11 protein-coding genes and 1 riboswitch are annotated in these 20,031 nt (G+C 65.0%); of the genes, 6 read left to right on the forward strand and 5 right to left on the reverse strand.

The window, feature by feature from the left end:
• The first annotated feature begins 98 nt into the window (after positions 1-98).
• A complete protein-coding gene (locus tag ACSYDW_RS15705) occupies positions 99-5,912 on the forward strand; it encodes an Ig-like domain-containing protein (protein ID WP_438339669.1) in 5,814 nt (1,937 codons plus the stop codon).
• 653 nt (positions 5,913-6,565) lie between these two features.
• Here the strand turns inward: ACSYDW_RS15705 and aceB are convergent.
• From aceB to ACSYDW_RS15720, 3 genes are all read right to left on the reverse strand, one after another.
• Positions 6,566-8,203 (reverse strand): malate synthase A, encoded by a 1,638-nt coding sequence (gene aceB / locus ACSYDW_RS15710; protein ID WP_438339670.1) that lies wholly within the window; start codon positions 8,201-8,203, stop codon positions 6,566-6,568.
• 136 nt (positions 8,204-8,339) lie between these two features.
• Positions 8,340-9,641 (reverse strand): isocitrate lyase, encoded by a 1,302-nt coding sequence (aceA, locus tag ACSYDW_RS15715; RefSeq protein WP_438339671.1) that lies wholly within the window; start codon positions 9,639-9,641, stop codon positions 8,340-8,342.
• Between the two features lie 380 nt (positions 9,642-10,021).
• Positions 10,022-10,522, reverse strand: coding sequence for a nucleoside/nucleotide kinase family protein (locus tag ACSYDW_RS15720; protein WP_438339787.1), 501 nt, complete (start codon positions 10,520-10,522; stop codon positions 10,022-10,024).
• On the opposite strand from ACSYDW_RS15720, the gene ACSYDW_RS15725 reads away from it, so the two are divergent.
• The 3 genes from ACSYDW_RS15725 (at position 10,413) to cycA (ending at position 14,144) form a co-directional block, all read left to right on the forward strand.
• The gene (locus tag ACSYDW_RS15725; RefSeq protein ID WP_438339795.1) at positions 10,413-10,697 is read left to right on the forward strand and encodes a hypothetical protein; all 285 of its coding nucleotides are present in this window, start codon (positions 10,413-10,415) and stop codon (positions 10,695-10,697) included. The genes ACSYDW_RS15720 and ACSYDW_RS15725 overlap by 110 nt on opposite strands.
• A 352-nt stretch (positions 10,698-11,049) precedes the next feature.
• A complete protein-coding gene (locus ACSYDW_RS15730) occupies positions 11,050-11,868 on the forward strand; it encodes a DUF4190 domain-containing protein (protein ID WP_438339672.1) in 819 nt (272 codons plus the stop codon).
• Between the two features lie 309 nt (positions 11,869-12,177).
• Positions 12,178-12,275, forward strand: a riboswitch (glycine riboswitch).
• A gap of 384 nt (positions 12,276-12,659) precedes the next feature.
• Positions 12,660-14,144: a D-serine/D-alanine/glycine transporter gene (cycA, locus tag ACSYDW_RS15735; protein ID WP_438339673.1), complete on the forward strand. Its 1,485-nt coding sequence runs from the start codon at positions 12,660-12,662 to the stop codon at positions 14,142-14,144.
• A 164-nt stretch (positions 14,145-14,308) separates the two neighbouring features.
• Here the strand turns inward: cycA and ACSYDW_RS15740 are convergent, their stop codons facing one another.
• The gene (locus tag ACSYDW_RS15740; RefSeq protein WP_438339674.1) at positions 14,309-14,683 is read right to left on the reverse strand and encodes a PH domain-containing protein; all 375 of its coding nucleotides are present in this window, start codon (positions 14,681-14,683) and stop codon (positions 14,309-14,311) included.
• Positions 14,684-15,269: 586 nt separating this feature from the next.
• On the opposite strand from ACSYDW_RS15740, the gene ACSYDW_RS15745 reads away from it, so the two are divergent.
• Together ACSYDW_RS15745 and ACSYDW_RS15750 are read left to right on the forward strand one after the other, a co-directional pair.
• Positions 15,270-16,769 carry a helix-turn-helix domain-containing protein gene (locus tag ACSYDW_RS15745; protein ID WP_438339675.1) on the forward strand — a complete coding sequence of 500 codons (1,500 nt, stop codon included), beginning with the start codon at positions 15,270-15,272 and terminating at the stop codon, positions 16,767-16,769.
• Positions 16,770-16,820: 51 nt separating this feature from the next.
• Positions 16,821-17,411, forward strand: a complete 591-nt coding sequence (locus ACSYDW_RS15750) for a histidine phosphatase family protein (protein ID WP_438339676.1) — start codon at positions 16,821-16,823, stop codon at positions 17,409-17,411.
• Between the two features lie 162 nt (positions 17,412-17,573).
• On the opposite strand, the gene ACSYDW_RS15755 is transcribed toward ACSYDW_RS15750, so the two are convergent.
• On the reverse strand, positions 17,574-19,985 hold the full coding sequence (locus ACSYDW_RS15755) for a TOTE conflict system archaeo-eukaryotic primase domain-containing protein (protein WP_438339677.1): 2,412 nt from the start codon (positions 19,983-19,985) through the stop codon (positions 17,574-17,576).
• Positions 19,986-20,031 lie beyond the last annotated feature (46 nt).

Raw genomic sequence — 20,031 nt, forward strand, 5'->3', positions numbered from 1 at the left:
ACGCAATGTCTACACATGCTGTGCATCGCAACCGCCACGACGGGACACGGAAAGCGAAGAGGGGGCATCCGTCCCCGCCGCGGAAACTTGTCGCGGGATTGACCGCAATCCTGTTGGGGGCCGGCGTCCTGCCGGTCGTGGGGGCCCCGGCTGCAGGGGCCGCACCCGTGGGCCAAGGACTGACGCTCAACGCAGGGGACATGCGTTTCATCCTGAAGCAAATCAAGATTGCTGAGAACCACGCCACCAAGGAAGACGCCCAGGGCAACCCCGTGGCAGGCCAGCCACTGGTGGGCTCGGGCCCGAACCAGATCGCCAACGCGCTGCTGCCCTACGGGCTGCGTGCGGTTGACGGCTCCGAGAACAACTTGGTTCCAAACCAGGGCCACTTCGGTGCGGCCAGCCTGGCCATGCCGCGACTGGCTCCGCCCCAGTGGCGCATGGCGACAAAGATCGCCCCCAACGGGACGAGCCTGGGTGAGGGTTCCTATCAGTCAGTCAACACCAGCCTGAGCGACGCGGAACCGCGGTTCATCAGCAACGTGATCGTTGACCAGACCCCGTCGAACCCCGCGGCCATCGCTGCCGCCGGCAAGGCACACCGCACCGTCAACGACGGCCCGACGGCTGTTCCTTGCGAGGCCCCCGGTGTGCCGGCCAACTGCGTGCCCGAGGGCGAGACGCTCGACATCCCGAACATCACCACCGACTTCGGCCTCTCGCCGCCGTACAACGGCATGTTCGCCTTGTTCGGCCAGTTCTTCGACCACGGCGTCGACTTCACCAAGAAGACCAAGAACATCGTGATGGTCCCGCTGGCTGCGGACGACCCCCTGGTGCTCGAGGGCAAGGTCCCGGCCAACCAGCGCTTCATGATCCTGAACCGGGCAGAGAACCAGCCCGGCCCGGACGGCGTGCTGGGTACCGAAGACGACGTGCAGGACTCCACCAACACCGACTCCCCGTGGGTCGACCAGAGCCAGACCTACGGCTCGCACTCCTCGCAGCAGGTGTTCCTGCGCGAATACAAGCTGTTCGAGGGCAAGCCGGTATCCACCGGCAAGATGATCGAGGGCGCGGCGGGCGGCATGGCAACATGGGCCGGCATCAAGACCCAGGCGGCATCGACGCTCGGCCTGCAGCTCTCTGACGGGGACATCGCGGACATCCCGATGCTTGCCACCGACCAGTACGGACGGTTCCTGCGCGGACCCAACGGCCTGCCCCAGTACGTGACGACGGACAACGACTTGGTTGAGGGCAACCTCGCCACCCCGGTGGCACCCCCCGCCAACGTCCAGCGCATCGGCATCGCCTTCCTCGACGACATCGCCCACAACGCGAACCCCTTCAACGGGCAGACGGGTGCGGCGCTGACCGCGGACGCAAACGACACCGCAGGGACGCCGACCTCGCCCATGGCGGCGGGGACCTACGACGACGAGATGCTTGACATCCACTTCATCGCAGGCGACGGCCGCGTCAACGAGAACATCGGCCTGACGGCGATCCACCAGGTCTTCCACTCCGAACACAACCGGCTCACCGGCTACATGAAGGACCTGTTGGCCTCGCTGAACCTGGACCTTAACGAATGGAAACTCGCCAACGGCGAATGGAACGGTGAGCGCATCTTCCAGGCGGCCCGCTTCGTCACGGAGATGGAATACCAGCACATCGTCTTCGAGGACTTCGCCCGCAAGATCCAGCCGGGCATCAACCCATTCAACGTGTTCACCCAGTCCGACACCGGCATCAACCCGGCCATCAAGGCCGAGTTCGCGCATGCCACCTACCGGTTCGGCCACTCGATGCTGACCGACACCGTGGACCGGACGACAAACTCGGGGACCGACATCGGCATGCCGCTGCTTGAGGCCTTCCTGAACCCGGCCGCCTACAACGCCAACGGGGACGCGACACTGAGCCCCGAACAGGCCGCCGGCGCCATCGCCATGGGCATGTCGGACCAGGTCGGCGCGGAGCTCGACGAGTTCGTCACCGACACCCTGCGCAACAACGTGCTGGGCCTGCCGCTTGACCTCGCCACGCTGAACATCGCCCGCGGACGCGACACCGGCGTCCCGTCGTTGAACAACTTCCGCAAGGAGCTCTACCGCACCAGCGGCGAGTCCTCGCTGAAGCCGTACACCAGCTGGGTCGACTTCGGCCAGGGCATGAAGCACCCCGATTCGGTGGTCAACTTCATGGCCGCCTACGGCACCCACCCGAGCATCAAGGGCGCCACGACCATCGACGCAAAGCGCGCCGCGGCACAGTTGCTCTTCGACATGAAGCCGACCGACGCCGCCACCCCGGTGGACGCCTACGACTTCGTCAACAGCTCCGGGGAATGGGCAACGACAGGCGGCGTGTCGAAGACCGGCGTCGACGGCATCGACCTGTGGGTCGGTGGCCTGGCGGAGTCGCAGAACCTCTTCGGCGGCCTGCTCGGCTCCACCTTCAACTACATCTTCGAACGCCAGATGACGGACCTGCAGGACGGGGACCGGTTGTACTACCTCTCCCGCACTTCGGGCCTGAACCTGCGCACCCAGCTCGAAGGAAACTCCTTCGCCGAGCTGATCATGCGCAACACCGACGCCAAGGCGCTGAAGGCGGACGTCTTCGCGGTCGCCGACTGCGAGTTCGAACTGGACAACCTCGGCACCGGAACCGCGGGTTCCAACGCCGTGGCAGACGACCCCGCCTCGGTCTGCGACGAATCGGCACTGCTGATGCGCATGGCCGACGGAACCATCCGCTACCGCGTCTCGAACACCGTTGACCGCCCGGGCCTCAACGCCCAGTCGACGTTCAACGGCACCGCGGGCAACGACAGGATCTGGGGCGGCATCGACAACGACACCGTCTGGGGCAACGACGGAAACGACGTCGTCGAGGGCAACGACGGCGCGGACACCGTCCTCGGCGGCGAGGGCCGTGACATCATCACCGACTCGCACGGCGACGACGTCCTCAAGGGCGGTCCCGGCAACGACGCCATCGACGCCGGCCCCGGCCTGGACATCATCATGTCGGGCGACGGGGACGACTTCTCCAACGGCGGCTTGAACGGCAACGAGCACTTCGCGGCCGAAGGAAACGACCTGGTGCTCGCCGGCGACGGACCGGACACCGTGTTCGGCGGCGGCGGCGACGACTGGGAGGAGGGCGGCAACTCCAACGACCTGCTCCAGGGCGACTCCGGCGCACCGTTCTTCGACGACGTCAACAACCCCGGCCACGACGTACTCATCGGCGACAGCGGCGAGGACGACTACGACGCCGAAGGCGGCGACGACGTGATGGTCGCCGGCCCCGGCATCGAGCGCAACCACGGCGTCTACGGCTTCGACTGGGTCACCCACGCCCGGTCCGTGGAGCGCGGCGATTCCGACATGCGCATGATCATCGTCGAAGGCCCGAACCAGTTGAAGGACAGGTTCCTGCTGGTCGAGGCGCTCTCCGGCTGGGAGAAGGACGACATCCTGCGCGGCAACGACGTGGTTCCCTCCGAACCCGACGCGGAAGTCGCTGTCCCGGGCGCCAGCAACGTGCTGAGCCCCGAGGGCATCGCCAGGATCGACGGCCTGCGTGAATTGCTGCCCCCGGGCACCATCACCTTCGGTGAAGGCAACATCATCATCGGCGGTTCCGGCAGCGACCAGATCTGGGGCAACGGCGCGGATGACGTCATCGACGGCGACAAGTGGCTCAACGTCCGCCTGAGCGTCCGCACCGACGTCAACGACCCGGCCACCCAAACCCGGACGGCGACCTCGCTCAAGGAGCTGCAGGCCGACATCATGTCCGGCGAGATCGACCCGGGCAAGGTGGCCATCGTGCGGGAGATCCTCACCTCGACCGGTGCGGACCTGGATGTGGACACCGCGAACTTCTCCGGTGCACGCTCCGAATACACCATCACCACCGCGCCCGACGGCGTCACCACGGTCGTCCACAGCGGCGGCACCGGCGATGACGGGACCGACCGCATCACCAACGTGGAACAGCTGAAGTTCACCGACCAGACGGTGGTCCTCAACGACACCACGAGCCCGACGGTGACGGAGCGGACCCCGGCAGTGGACGCGACGAACATCGCGGCCGGCTCCAACGTGACGGCAACGTTCAGCGAGGACGTCGACGGCGTCGACGGCACCTCTGTCACGCTGACCGACGCGGCAGGCACCGCCATCCCGGCGGCCGTCAGCTACGACTCCGCCACCCGCACCGCCACGCTGAACCCGAACGCCGACCTGGCCGGAAACACCCGCTACACGGTGGCCCTGGCCAACACCATCGGCGACGCCAAGGGCAACATGCTCGAGGCCACCAGCTGGTCCTTCACCATCGCCGGGTCTGCCCCGACGGTGACCGGACGGACGCCGGCAGCCGACGCGACAAACGTTGCCGTCGGAACCAACGTCACGGCGACCTTCAGCGAGGCCGTCACCGGAGTCGGAACCGGCACCATGACGCTGGTCAACCCGGCCGGCGACACCATCCCCGCGGCGGTCGGCTACGCCAACGGGACGGCCACGCTGAACCCGAACGCCAACCTGGCCTTCAGCACCCGTTACACGGTGAAGCTGACCAACGGCATCGGCATCGCCGGGGGCACCGCACTGGTGGCCACCGAGTGGTCGTTCACCACGGCGGCGGCACCGGTTGACCCGGCACCGACGCTCACCGCCCGGACGCCGGCGACCAACGCGACGAACGTCGCGGTGGGCACCAACGTCACGGCAACCTTCAGCGAAACGGTCACGGGCACCGGCAGCGCCACCATGCAGCTGACAGGCCCGAACGGGGCACCGCTGGCGGCCACCTACAGCTACAACGGGGCAACCAACACCGCCACGCTGAACCCGAATGCCAACCTGGCCACCGGCACCCGCTACACGGTGTCGCTGACCAACGGCATCCAGGACGGGGGCGGCAACGCACTGGCGGCGACCAGCTGGAGCTTCACCACGGACGCTGCGCCCACGGTGACGAGTCGGACGCCGGGCACCGACGCCACGAACGTCTCCCGCACCGGCAACATCTCGGCGACGTTCAGTGAGGCAGTGACGGGGGCCAACGGCACCAACGTTCGGTTGACAAGCCCGAGCGGCGCGACGGTGACGGCGGTTGTCACCTACAACGCGCTCAACCGCACCGTGACGCTGAACCCGGTGGCGACGCTGGCGGCCAACACCCGCTACACGGTGCGGCTCTCCGGGGGCATCAGGGACCTAGGCGGCAACGCCCTGGCCACCACCACCTGGAGCTTCACCACCGACGCCGTGCCAACGGTGACGGGCCGGACGCCGGCGGCCAACGCCACGAACGTCTCGCGCACCGGCAACATCTCGGCGACGTTCAGCGAGGCAGTAACCGGGGCCAACGGCACCAACATTCGGTTGACAAGCCCGAGCGGCGCGACAGTGGGGGCCGTTGTCACCTACAACAGCGCCTCGCGGACCGCGACGCTGAACCCGTCGGCAACCCTGGCGGCCAACACCCGCTACACGGTGCGGCTCTCGAGCGGCATCCGGGATGCAGGTGGCAACTCCCTGGCGGCAACGACCTGGAGCTTCACCACCGATCCCGTGCCGACGATCGCACGCCAGACGCCGGGCGCCAACGCCACCAGCGTCTCGCGCAGCGGCAACGTCACGGTGCAGTTCAGTGAAGCAGTGAGCGGCGTCAATTCCGGCAGCGTCCGGTTGACGACGTCCTCCGGTTCCACCGTGTCGGCCGTGGTGAGCTACAAGGCCAGCACGCGCACGGCAACCATCAATCCGAGGTCCCAGCTCGCGGCCAACACCCGTTACACGGTGAAGGTGTCCAGCAGCATCAAGGATTCCCGGTCGAACAAGCTGACTGCCAAGTCCTGGAACTTCAGGACGGGAGCCCGCTAAACAACAAGAGACGGCAGGGGCCGGGTTGCAGAAATTGCAGCCCGGCCCCTGCCGCCTTGTGCCCAGGCAACGCCCACCACGCGGTTCCACGGCTCCGGCCCCTACCTTCCGGTCCCAACCCATCCAACCCCGCCGGGACCGGCCCGGACGTCGACGGCACGTCCACGCAGGTAGGGGCGGACGATGCCCGGGAAAGGTGTCGCGGGCCGGACACCCAGCCGGACACCCAGCCGGGATCCCGCAGGCTGCGTGCCGGAAATTCCCGTCCCCCGGCGCGCGCCAGGGGCGGTTCCGGCTTGCTGTTCCATGTGGCGGGTCGAGGTGCCGCCCGGGCGATTCTCGAGGGCCGTTCCGTCCGGCGCCTTTCCGCGATGACGGGATGACCCGAGACGGGGTGGGGAGCTGTCCCGGCGATGTGGCTTGCCTTCCGGCACCCCTCGTTCGGGCGTGCCGCGGGCCCGGGTTTCTGCGATGTCCGCTGAAACTCGCGGACCAGCGGGCAGACACGTCGTTAAGAACGAAAGTCCCCGCACTAAGCAGCTCTGCCGGTGGGGACTATCGAAGTTTATGAAGTTGTGTCCTGGTGGCGGGATCGGAGGGGTTGTCGCGTCGTTGCGCTTGCCCCTCGACCCCGCCGCCAAAGATCCGGTGGGTTAGACGCTGACCTTTTCCGGGGCCTTGGCCTCGTGCAGGTAGCGGTTGTAGGCCTGGACGGTGAGGAAGGTCGGGAAATCCTCACGCAAGGCGCAAGCCTCGAAGATCTCGCGTGCCTCGTCGAAGCGGTCGCCCTCGAAGCGTGAAAGCTTGTCGAACTCCTCCTCGGTGAGGTCCTCCACCCAGGTGCGGGAAATCAGTTCGCCGGCATCGGTGATGGCGGCCTGCTGGATCCACTGCCAGATCTGCGAACGCGAGATCTCGGCGGTGGCGGCATCCTCCATGAGGTTGTGGATGGCCACGGCGCCGTTGCCGCGCAGCCAGGCTTCCATGTAGCGGATGCCGACCTCGATGTTGTTGCGGATGCCGGCTTCCGTGATCTTGCCTTCGGTGCCTGCAACGTTCAGCAGTTCCTTGTCGTCGGGGGTGACGTCCTCACGGGTGCGGTCGCGCTGGTTCGGCTTGTCACCCAGGACTGCGTCGAAGACCTCGCGGGCCACCGGAACCAGGTCCGGGTGTGCAACCCACGAACCGTCGAAGCCGTCGTTGGCCTCGCGGGTCTTGTCGGCGCGGACCTTCTCGAAGGCCACGGTGTTGATGGCCTGGTCCTTGCGGTTCGGGATGAAGGCCGCCATGCCGCCGATGGCCATGGCGCCGCGCCGGTGGCATGCACGCACCAGCTGCTCGGTGTAGGAGCGCATGAACGGTGCCGTCATGGTCACCATGCCGCGGTCCGGGAGGACGAAGCGCGGGCCGCGGGAACGGAAGTTCTTGATGATGGAGAAGATGTAGTCCCAACGGCCGGCGTTCAGGCCCGCTGCGTGTTCGCGCAGTTCGTAGAGGATTTCCTCCATCTCGAAGGCCGCGGTGATGGTCTCGATCAGGACGGTGGCGCGGATGGTTCCCTGCGGGATTCCGACCAGGTCCTGGGCCAGGACGAAGACGTCGTTCCAGAGGCGGGCCTCGAGGTGGTTTTCGATCTTCGGCAGGTAGAAGTATGGGCCACGGCCCTGCGAGATCAGTCGCTGGGCGTTGTGGTAGAAGTACAGGCCGAAGTCGACAAGGGCGCCGGACATCGGCTTGCCGGCAACCAGCAGGTTCTTCTCCGGGAGGTGCCAGCCGCGGGGACGGACAACGATGGTGGGCAGGTCGGTGAGCTTCTCGCCGGCGAGCTTGTACTCCTTGCCCTCCGGGGAGGTGAAATCGATGTTGCGGTCCAGCACGGAGCGCAGGTTCAGCTGGCCGTTGATGACGTTGGACCAGCTCGGGGTGGAGGAGTCCTCCATGTCGGCGAGCCAGACCTTGGCGCCGGAGTTCAAGGCGTTGATGGTCATCTTGCGGTCGGTCGGGCCGGTGATTTCCACGCGGCGGTCCTCGAGCCCCGGGGCGATGGGGGCGACCTGCCAGGAGCTGTCCTCGCGGATGTGCTTGGTTTCCGGGCGGAACTTCGGATCGGCGCCGTTGGCGATGCGGGCACGGTTCAGCTGGCGGGTCTGCATCAGTTCGGCGCGGCGGCCGTCGAATGCCTTGTGGAGCTGGGCGAGGAAGTCCAGCGCCTGAGGCGTGAGGACCTCTTCCTGCCGGCGAACCGGCGCAGCGACCAAAGTAATACCGTTCAGGGTGATGGGATCGTTCATGGCTGGACTCCTTCGAAAATCAAGAATGGTGGGTGGCGATGTGCCTGGGGTGTCATTGAAACGGGTTTAACCCCGTGGGGCCGGCTGTGTTCAGCCGGCCCCACGGGACACCGGGGCGGAAACCGCCGTGGTGTGCTTAGTGGAACTGGCCGGCTTCGGTGGATCCCACCAGAGCCAGGGTGGATGCGTTCGGGTTAAGAACTGTTGCAATGTCGTCGAAGTAGCCGGTGCCCACTTCGCGCTGGTGCTTGGTTGCGGTGTAGCCGCGGGACTCGGAAGCGAACTCGCGCTCCTGGAGGTCGACGTAGGCGGTCATGCCTTCGCGGGCGTAGCCGTGAGCCAGGTCGAACATCGAGTGGTTCAGGGCGTGGAAGCCGGCGAGGGTGATGAACTGGAAGGTGAAGCCCATGGCACCGAGTTCGCGCTGGAACTTGGCGATGGTTGCATCGTCCAGGTGCTTCTTCCAGTTGAAGGAAGGGGAGCAGTTGTAGGAGAGCATCTGGTCCGGGAAGTCCTTCTTGACTGCCTCCGCGAACTTGCGGGCAAGTTCCAGGTCTGGGGTGCCGGTTTCCATCCAGATGAGGTCGGAGTACGGTGCGTAGGCCTTGGCGCGGGCGATGCACGGTTCGATGCCGTTGCGGACCTTGTAGAAGCCTTCCGCGGTGCGCTCGCCGGTGATGAATTCCTTGTCGCGGTCATCGACGTCGGAGGTGATCAGGGTTGCTGCCTCGGCGTCGGTGCGTGCAATGACTACGGACGGGGTGTTGGCGACGTCCGCGGCCAGGCGAGCTGCGTTCAGGGTGCGAACGTGCTGCTGGGTCGGGATGAGGACCTTGCCTCCAAGGTGGCCGCACTTCTTTTCCGAAGCGAGCTGGTCTTCCCAGTGGACGCCCGAGGCGCCGGAGGAGATCATCGACTTCATCAGTTCGTAGGCGTTCAGCGGGCCGCCGAAGCCGGCCTCGGCGTCGGCCACGATCGGTACCAGCCAGTCCTCAACGGACTTGATGCCTTCGGCGTGCTCGATCTGGTCCGCACGGAGCAGTGCGTTGTTGATGCGGCGAACGACCTGCGGAACCGAGTTGGCCGGGTAGAGCGACTGGTCCGGGTAGGTGTGGCCGGAAAGGTTTGCATCTGCTGCGACCTGCCAACCGGAAAGGTAAATGGCGCGGAGGCCGGCCTTGACCTGCTGAACGGCCTGGTTGCCGGTCAGGGCGCCCAGTGCGTTGGTGTAGCCGCCGGTCGGTGCTTCCTCGGTGAGCTGCTTCCAGAGCTTTTCGGAGCCGCGCTTTGCCAGGGTGTGCTCTTCCTGCACCGATCCCTGCAGCTTCACTACGTCTGCTGCCGAGTAATCACGAGTAACGCCGTTCCAGCGGGGGTTGGTTGCCCAATCCTGTTCAATTGCTGCGATACGGTTCTCGGTCGAGTTCTGCTCGGTCATTGCCTTCTCCTTGCTGGTTGCCGGTGCCGGTTCGGGGTCGACATCTTCGTCGAGCCCGGTAGGTTGTTCCGGCGTTCTTTCTGCGTGGGAACTACATTTCCGCACTTTGCCAGCCCCTGCCAGAGGGTTTTGGAGGAAAGATTTGCAGTTCTTCGCGTTTGCGAAAAATGAGGCGACTCGTCCCGGGATTCATCGGACGAAACCGAAAACGAGTGGTTTGGCTCACGAACCAGCCGAAGAACCGGAGGAAATTTCTGAGAACTGAAGAATCCCTGATCTGCACTTTTCCAGGTCGGCAGGGAAGGGTTGGTCATCCTTGGTGGGAATGCCGGCAGCCACTGCGGCTAGGCCGGGCCTGGAGGCGACCGGGCGGCTGCGGATCAGGCGTCGTGCAGTGCGGCCCGAAGCGCGTCGCGGGCGACCTGGTCCGGAGTGGATGAGCCGTCGACAATGTTCCAGCCTCTGACTGAGGCAATCTCCAGGTACGCCGCACGGGCAGAGGTGAGGTACGACATCGTTTCGCTGTCTTCGCCGCGCGAGACGATTCGGGCATGCGCCACCTCTGCTGGGACGTCGATCAGGATGACCGAGTCCGGGCGCGGAAGCACTCGTATGATCCATTGCAGGAGACGGCCCTGCGGCAAGCCGCGAACCGAGCGCAGGACGAGCTGGCAGGCCAAATGCCGGTCCATGACAGTGGCGCCGGGATACACGAAGGCGCGTGCCTGGGCGATGAGTACGTTGACGGATCGAATCAACGATTCAAGTCGGTTGGCCCAGGTTGGTGACAACGCTGTACCGAACCGCGATGCCATGCGGGACATCCAACGTCGTCCTGCGGGATTGCGCAAGAGCTGGGCGCGCCCGCCGCTCTCCCGGATCCCCGCAACGAGCGCATTTGCGGCGGTGGTCTTGCCGGCCCCGTCGATTCCCAACAACACAACAGTCCTGCGGCGCGACAACGTGCTCGACGAGGCATTGGGGAGCAAAGCCTTCGAGGTTGTGTCGGCGCAGGCCTTGGGTGCAGTTCGGAACAAGGGCAAGGGACTCCGTTAGTGTCTCGTGAGGTTGTCTATATTTGGTCCAACGAACAAACGGACTGATTCGATGCAGGAAAGCAGCTGTGGGTTTTCCATGAAGGGTCCTGAATGGGTCTGTGGTCATCCAGATGGCCCAACGCTTGTGGTCTCAAGGAGGGCGAGGTCGTACCCGCTATGGGTTGAATCTGTTACTGGCTTGGGAAGAACTGGTCTTTGGATCGAGTCGCCAATCCAAATCGTGGGCGGCCACCACTACCCTTATTGAAGGGTCAACTAACGATCCAGACCGGCGCTGCAGGTACGTACCCGAGGCGGCAGTCAACATTCCGGCGCCGTTCGGCGCCTCATTCACATGGGGGAACATGTCTATGGAAAATCAGCTCGCACCTGCGCCTGCACCGGCGCCTCAACCGCAAGCACCCGCTCCGAAATCAGCAGCAGGGAAGGGGCTGGGTGTTGCCGCGTTGGTTATCGCCATCGTGGCCCTGACGCTGTCCTGGGTGCCGATCATCAACAATTTCGCTGCAGTCCTCGGGATTGTTGCCCTGGCCCTTGGCATCTTCTCGCTGGTCTTCGCCATCAAGCGCAACGGCGGCAAGGGGCTGGGAATCGCATCCACCATCATTGCGGTAGTTTCGATCGCCATGGTATTCATCACCCAGGCGGCCTATTCTGCCGCGTTGGATTCCGTCGCGACTGCCATCGAGGATGCATCGGACGGTGAGGTTGCAGCACCGAAAAAAGTGGTTGAACAGGCCGCCGATGAATCGAATGTGCTTGCGCTCGGGCAGTCGGGTGAGGTTGGCGAGTACACGGTGACGGTGGATTCCGTGGTGCTCGATGCTGCGAAGCAAATCGCGAAGGCCAACCAGTTCAACGAAAAGGCCGATGGCCAGTACGTGCTCGTCGAACTTTCGGTTGTCTACAACGGTGACGAGGAGGGTGACGCCTGGATCGATTTGTCGCCTGAACTGCTCGGTTCCGATGCTCGTATCTATGACACTTCCTCCGCTTCGATGGCAGTTGCGCCAAAGCCTGCAACCGACATGCCAACCCTGCGCAATGGCGGGAAGGGCACGTACCAAGTGGTGTTCGATGTTCCGGCGGCCGCGGTTGTCGATGCCAAGGTACGCGTGACGGAAACCCTGTCGTTCGATGACGAGTCCGCGCTCTGGGCTACGAAGTAGCCAGCAGCAAAAGCTCTCGGTGGCCGCCCCCCGTTGTTGGGAGGCGGCCACCGCACTTTGATCACCGCGTAGTTGCCAGGACCGGAAAGCGCACCTCCGGCGAGTTGTCGCCACGCGTCTGGAAGGCCATCGCCGATCGGACTGCGTCGCAATGGACGAATCGTGCCCGGAATGTGAAGTCGCCACGAATCTTCTTCACGCCAAGTCGGAAAATTGTTTCCGCTGCAGTTGCCGGAGCGTCGGCGTAACAAGTTGCGTTCGTGGCCGCAACAGGCGTACGTTGTGACAGCAGTCACAAGCTATCGCCGCTAACACGTGGCGGGAGAGTCCCGTTCACGCCATGGACGGGCGCCGTAGGAGCAATTCCTCCCCAGGAAACTCTCAGGCCCCCGCACCGCCACGAAGAGGCGAATCTGGAAAGCAGCACGGTGGAATCCGTGCTCACCGAAGGAGCAAGTCCCCCCCTCGAGGGCCGGGATGGAAACTCTCAGGTACGTCAACAGATTGGGGAGGATCCAAGAACAGTGCGGCATCGCCCGCACGCGATTCGGGAGTTCCTCCAAGATGCCACCCACCCAAGCCACTGCCCGGTTGTACATTGGCGTGCCCGCGGGCCGTACCCTGGATCCGGCACCGACCGGTCCGGCGTCCGCCGCGCGCACCCTGTGCGCTCTCCTGCAAGTGCGTCGGCGCGGAAACGGTGGCCTCGGAGAACAATGCCGCGGACTTGATGGTGCGAAACGCCCACGTCCCGCCACCGAAGCACCAGCACCCATCTGGAAGGCAACAGCATGAGCAACAACAGTTCCACGCCCCATCTTGAGCGAGGGCTCTCCAACCGCCACATCCAACTGATCGCCATCGGCGGGGCCATCGGCACCGGCCTGTTCATGGGTTCGGGCAAGACCATCTCCGTCGCCGGACCCTCCGTCATCTTCGTATACATGATCATCGGCTTCATGCTCTTCTTCGTGATGCGGGCAATGGGCGAATTGCTGCTGAGCAACACCAACTACAAGAACTTTTCCGACTTCGCCGGTGACATCCTCGGGCCCTGGGCCGGGTTCTTCACCGGCTGGACCTACTGGTTCTGCTGGGTGGTCACGGGCATCGCCGATGTCGTGGCGATCTCCCACTATGTGGCCTACTGGTGGAAGGACCTGCCGCTGTGGATCCCGGCCGTAGGCTGCATCCTGTTGCTGATCGCGCTCAACCTGCCGAGTGTCAAGAACTTCGGTGAGACCGAGTTTTGGTTTGCCCTGGTCAAGATCGTCGCCATCGGCGCGCTGATCGTCATCGGCCTGGTCATGGTCATCACGGGCTTCGAGCACAACGGCGTCACCGCGTCCTTCACGAACCTCTGGAGCGGCGAGGGGATGTTCCCGACGGGCTTCATGGGCTTCGTTGCCGGCTTCCAGATCGCGGTGTTCGCATTCGTCGGCATCGAGCTGGTGGGAACCACCGCCGCCGAGACCAAGGATCCGGAAAAGACGCTGCCGCGTGCCATCAACTCCATCCCGGTCCGCATCCTCTTCTTCTACGTGGGTGCGCTGGTCATCCTCATGGCTGTCCAGCCGTGGAACCTTTTCAGCGCCGAGGAGTCCCCGTTCGTGGCCATGTTCGCCCTGGCCGGCCTGGCGGGTGCCGCCGGCATCGTGAACTTCGTGGTGCTCACCTCGGCAACCTCGAGTGCAAACTCCGGCATCTATTCGACGTCGCGGATGATCCACGGGCTGGCCGAGGACGGCGACGCACCCAAGGCCTTTGCAAAGCTCTCGCGGACCAAGGTCCCGCGCAACGCACTGTTGTTCTCCTGCACGTTCCTGCTTGCGGGCGTAGTGCTGCTTTACGCAGAGGGTGGCGTGGCTGAGGCCTTCACCCTGGTCACCACCGTGTCTGCGCTGTGCTTCATGTTCGTCTGGTCGATCATCCTGATCAGCTACCTGGTCTACCGCAAGCGCCGCCCGCAGCTGCACGCGGCGAGCAAATTCAAGATGCCCGGTGGAACGTTCATGCCGTACGTGGTCCTGGCGTTCTTCGGTTTCATCCTGTGGGCGTTGACCACGCAGCCGGACACCTTGTCAGCGCTGCTCTTCACCCCGCTCTGGTTCGTGGCCCTGGGTATCGGATACGGCCTGCTGCGTCGCAACCCGCAGCACGCAGCGTTGCGCGTACTGCACTCTGCGAAGGTCGAGGAAGAGCGGCAGGCAGCTGCGGCTTTCAATTCTGGGCTTGGCGTCGAGGAGTCGGAATTCCCGGAGTCGGTCGCTAAGTAGCAGTTGGCTCAATCCAATGATGCAAGACGTCGGGGCCGCACCCAATGGGTGCGGCCCCGACGTCTGTTTGCCCGATACCCGCAATGATTCCGGAGGTCGTCTACCAAACTACTGCGATGCTGTTGGTACGGTAGCCAGATCCCGTTGGGCCCCGGCCTGCCACGTCACAGGACGTAGGAAGCGATGAGCTGCGAGAGAGCTCGAACGTCGACATTTCCCTTGAATTCAAGCCGAACTTTGCCCAGGCCGCTGAACCACAGGTCCAGCTCGGCGTCGAGGTCGAATGTTCCGGAGGCTTCCACCGAAAACGCCTGAACCTTGGAATAGGGCAGCGACGTGTAATCGCGCTTTTTGCCAGTGATGCCCTGAATATTGACCGCAATGAGCCGCTTGTTGGTGAAGACCACGTAGTCGCGCACCCCCTTGAATGCTGCGAGTAGTTCTTCACCCTGTACAAAGAGGGGAATGATTTCGCCTGCAACGTCACCGGGGTTGCACGGGCTGAGCTTGAAGATGGAGGAATTGTCGAAATCGATCATGTCACGAGCTTACCGAGCCGGGGCTTCAACGTTTTCAGGGATGGGGCACAGCCAGGACGCGCAACCGGTGCCCGTCACAAAACCAGAAGGTGGCGGGCCTATCGAGGTGGTCTTGTTTGTGCCGTTCAGCGGCCCAGTACACGCCTCAGGAAGCTCTGGAACCCGCCACGGTGTGCTTGGTGGCCTTCAATCTCCCATGGATCTGCGGCGGCATCGGCTGGCCGGCCGTCTTCGCCGCATAGGACGTGGCCGGTCCCCGGGCCCGGAATCTGGGCTCCCGCCAGGTGTGGAAGGCCGGGGCTTGAAGCGGATCCGTGAAGCGCGGGGAAACCCAGCCGGGAGATATTCGCTGACGGGCTCCTCGGGCGGAATCGCATGTTTTTCATGGTGCTCACCGTTCCTTCGGTCGGTATCTTAATTCTAGATTTTCGGGCGCCGATGGAGGTTGGAACCAGGCCGGAAATTCCGGGGGCGGGGCCAAGCGAACGACGTTTCTTTTCCCAATGGGCGCATTGCGGCACTTCTGCGCCCGAAAAACAGGGTCACATGTTGGAAAGTATTCTGTTTCTTCCCGTACTCTGAAAACGTGAGCACCCCCACATGGAACCGGCCGGCGTTGCCTGAGAAGAGTGTCCTCTCGCCGGAAGATGCCGAAGCGCTGGACATCATTTCCCTTGGCCGGCGGATCCGACACCTGCGCAAGGCCAAGTCGATGACCCTTGACGACCTCTCCGAAGCCGTGGGCACGGCACCGAGCCAGTTGTCATTGATGGAGAACGGCAAACGCGAACCCAAGTTGAGCATGCTCAAGTCGCTGGCTGCAGTCTTCGGGGTAGGGCTGGACGAATTGCTCGGTGCTGCGCCGCCGACCAAGCGGGCCGCGCTGGAGATCGAACTGGAACGCGCCCAGCGCGGACCCCTCTACCAGTCCCTGGGCCTGCCCAAGGTCCGCATTTCATCGCGGCTTCCCATGGACGTGCTCGAATCGCTGGTCGGCCTCCAAGGTGAACTCGAACGCCGGCTCAACGAACAGTCCGCGACCCCCGAAGAAGCACGCCGCGCCAATGCGGAGTTGCGCGGGGAAATGCGCGAACGCAACAACTACTACCCGGAGATCGAAAAGGAATCGGCGAAGGTCCTCAAGGCCATCGGGCATGCATCCGGGCCGCTTTCGCACCACCAGATTACCGACATTGCCTCGCACCTCGGATTTTCGCTCCACAACGTCTCGGACCTTCCGCACTCCACCCGGTCCGTGACGGATCTGAAGAACATGCGTGTCTACCTCACCCAGTCCCAGCGCTCGGACTATTCCACGCGCTCGGTGCTGCTCCAGGCGTTCGGGCACCGCGTCTTGGGGCACGCCACACCGCGCGACTACGCGGAGTTCCTGCGCCAACGCGTCGAGACGAACTACTTTGCCGCATCCTTGATGATGCCCGAAAAGGCGACAGTCGACTTCCTGCAGAAGGCCAAGAGTGCCCGCGAGCTGGCGGTCGAGGACATCCGCGATGCCTTCTCCGTCTCATATGAAACCGCCGCGCACCGGTTCACCAACCTGGCCACCGAGCACCTGGGGATCTCGGTGCACTTCCAGAAGGTCCATGAGTCGGGGATCATCCACAAGGCCTATGAGAACGATGGGGTCAACTTCCCCATGGACCACCTCGGGGCCATCGAAGGCCAGGCTGTCTGCCGCTACTGGACCAGCCGCGAGGTCTTTGATGTGGCGGACCAGTTCAGCGCCTACAACCAGTACACCGACACCACAGCCGGGACCTTCTGGTGCACCGCACGCACCGAACGATCCACGGCCGGCAAATTCTCGCTCAGCATCGGCGTTCCCTACGTGCACGTGAAGTGGTTCCGAGGCAGGGACACCACCGAACGGTCAACGTCAACGTGCCCTGATGAATCGTGCTGCCGCCGGCCGCCGTTGGCCCTGCAGAAAGAATGGGCGGGTTTCGCGTGGCCGAGTGCCAGGGCGCAAACCCACTTGCTCGCCGCCATGCCGCAGGGCGCATTCCCCGGTGTGGACGAGACGGAAGTCTATTCGTTCCTGTCCCTGCACTCGCAGGAAAAATAGCCCCGAACCACCTGATCGCCGCAGACCCACAGCAGCCAAGAGGATTGAAGCATGGAACTCGGATTCATTCGCCACGGACAGACAGACTGGAACGCACAGGACTTCCTCCAGGGATCCAGTGACATCCCGCTGAACGATACAGGTCGCCGGCAGGCCCATGAAGCGGCGGCCGCCTTGGGACACGGGAAGTGGGAGGCAATCGTCAGCTCACCGTTGTCCCGTGCCCGGGAAACGGCCAGCATCATGGCCGCTGATCTCGGTCTTGAACTGGGCCGCAGCTACGACGAGCTCATTGAGCGCGACTACGGGCAGGCGGAGGGGATGACCCTCGAGGAGTCGGAAAAGCACTGGCCGAATCGGACGGGTGGCGGAATCGAGCCGCTCGACTCCGTGGTGGCCCGGGGGCGGCAGGCCATCGACTTGATCGCCGCGGAGTTTCCCGGGAAGAACGTCGCGATCGTCTGCCACGGAACCATCATCCGTTACACGCTTTCGTCGATTGCCGGCTACAAGCTCGACCAGATCCACAACGGCTCGGTCGCCTTGGTGGACGATGCCGACGGCCACTGGACGGTGCGCAGCGTCAACGACGAGCCATTGGGCCCGGGGCATAGGGATTCGTCGGACGGAAGTCCACTGTAGGGACACAAGACCCACCGGCCCTGTGCGGGGGACTGCTGCCACGGAAAGCCACAAGGCGTCCCTGCTGCCCCACGGCACGTCGGAGCTGAAGTCCCGGATCCGGTTGTGCCGGCTGGACCCCTGGAACGCGAACGGGGGCAAAGACGGGCCGCGGGGTTGCGCTCAGGCCTTGGGCAGCGTGAACCCCATGTCCGCGTAACCCGCCCGGCGCTTGGCCCAGGAGGAAGCCAGTACGGGGGTGAGCACGTCGTGGTAGTCGTGCACGACGGCGACCTCCTTGCCCGGGTGGCTGCGTGTCACGCGGCCCACGTACTGGACCAGCCGACCCTTGAACGAAATGGGTGCGGCCAGGAACAGGGTGTCCAAGACCGGGGCATCGAACCCCTCGCCGATGAGCGATCCGGTCCCCAGCACGACAATCGGCGCGCCGGATGCCGTCGCCTCGGTCGCGGCAATCGCGGCCGTGCGCTCCCTGCCCGTCAGCGCGCCGGTGAGGAGCACCGGCTCGATTCCCCGCTCCCGCAGGGCGCCGGCCAGCAGGTCGAGGTGGCGTTTCCAGGTGGAAAGCACCAACGCCTTGGCCCCGCCGGCGTACGCGGCGCATACATCGTCGGCGACCTGCGCCAGGCGCCCGGGGTCGGCCATGAGATCTCGGTAGATCTCGTGCAGCCCGCCGGGATCCCCCGCCACGGCGTCGCCGGCATAGTCGTAGGCTGTCTCATGCAGGCGCAGCTCCAGCGCGGGGGCCGGGGCCTGCCCGGGGGCATGTGGCAACTGCCCGGGCCGGGACTTGGCGAACTCGTGGGAGTCTGTGCCCAGCTGGTGGAAGATCAGCTCCTCCAGGCCGTCCCGGCGGTACGGCGTCGCCGTCAGGCCGAGCCAATAGGCCGCAGGGATCTGGTTCATCACGTGGGTGAATGCGGCGGCCGGAACGTGGTGGCACTCGTCGACGATGACCTGCCCGTAGCCGGTGCACAGCCGGGCCACGTCCTTCTTGCGGGCCAGCGTGGGAAGCAGTGCGACGTCGACGACGCCGCGCAGCTTGGTGCGCCCACCGCCGAGCTGCCCGGCCTTGACGCCCAGCAGGGCAAGCACCTGGGCGCGCCACTGGTCGGCCAGCGCATTGCGGTCCACGAGGATCAGCGTGCTGGTGTTCCGTGTCGCGGCGACGGCAAGGGCCATGACGGTCTTCCCGGAACCCGGGGCCGCGACGATGAGCGAAAGCTCGTGGGCCAGCGCGTGGTCCACGGCCTGTCGCTGACCCTCTCGCAGTTCCCCGGTGAATGCGAATTCCTGCGCGGTGCCACGTTCGCGGACGTCCTCGAGCTGCAGGGTGCTGCCCGCGCTGTGCACCAGGTCCTCCAGCAGCGGGCGCACCCCGCGGGGGAGGACCAGGTCCCCTTCGAGGGTCTCGTCGTAGCTGGTGAGGAAGCGCGGGGTGTCCCAGGTGGAGCGGCGCTGGCGTTGCTTCTCGAAAAACAGCGGGTTGGGCAGGGAAGCGGCGTGCTTCAGGGCGCTGACCATGGCCGGGCCCAGGTCCCCGGAGCGGACCGTGATGCGGGAGCCGATCTCCGCATGCACAAGCGCAGCGGTGCGCGGCACGATCCGCGTGGCGGTGGGCGCCCGGAAGCGGGTCTTCGCGCCGGTCACCGGGGCCGGAAGCCTGCGGACCAGCCGGCCCAGCTCGGCCGGGGTCACGCGGCCCAACGTCGAAAGGTAGGCCCACTGGTCCGCATAGGGCTCAAGGGTGGAGGTGTCAAGGAAGAGCGTGGCCCCGTGCTGCCGGCGTTTCCCGTTCAGCGGTGCGGCGATGAGATTGCCCATGGCCTTGCCCGTGTGGCGGTCCTGGGAGGGGAAGAGCCTGTCGTAGGACCTCAGCGACATGGAGCCGCGGATGTCCATGGCCTCGGCGAGCAGCGCGCTGGCCAGCGCCCTGGCGTCGGCGGCCGGGACCTCCTGGGTGAAGAAGATCCAGACGTGTGCCCCGCGCCCGGACTGGGAGATTTCCAGGGCCGCAGGGACCTGGAAATGGCGGGCAGCCTTGGTGTAGGCCAAGGCGTCGAGCAGGGCTGCGGCGCCGTCGAAGTCGGAGGCGACAAAGTGGCAGCCGTCGTTGCCAGTGAGCGAGTACAGGCCCAGGTGTTCGGAGCCGCGAAGGTGCGCCTCGATGGCGGCGGGCGTCAGGGGCAGGTAGTCGGCGGTCTCCCGGTCCATCCACTTGCGCCAGCCCCCGGCGACGGCGGGCACCCACCCCGAGGTCCCGGCCCTGGCGTTTTCCCAGCGCAGGGCGTAGATGTCGGTGCAGGCGCCGAAGAGCGAGCGGTAGAACGCGACCTTCGTTTCGGCCGGGGAGCGGCTTGTCACAGGTCCTCCCGTGTGGAGCGCCAGTTCGGGCTGGGCCTCGCGTGCGGCGCGCGATTCCTGCTCGGTGATCTCCAGCAGCCGGCGGAGCCTGGCGTTTTCGGCGCGCAGTTCCTCCAGCTCCCGACCCGGAGGCAGGTGGCCGGCGGCGGGGGCGTCGTCATCCGAAATCGGCAGCTGGTCCTGGACGGGACCTGTCCGGTGCGTCGTCACGTTCCCATTGTGCCTGATTCCCGGTGCAATTGTTCGAAAATTTGCA

Source organism: Paeniglutamicibacter selenitireducens, assembly GCF_051550675.1.
GTDB lineage: Bacteria > Actinomycetota > Actinomycetes > Actinomycetales > Micrococcaceae > Paeniglutamicibacter.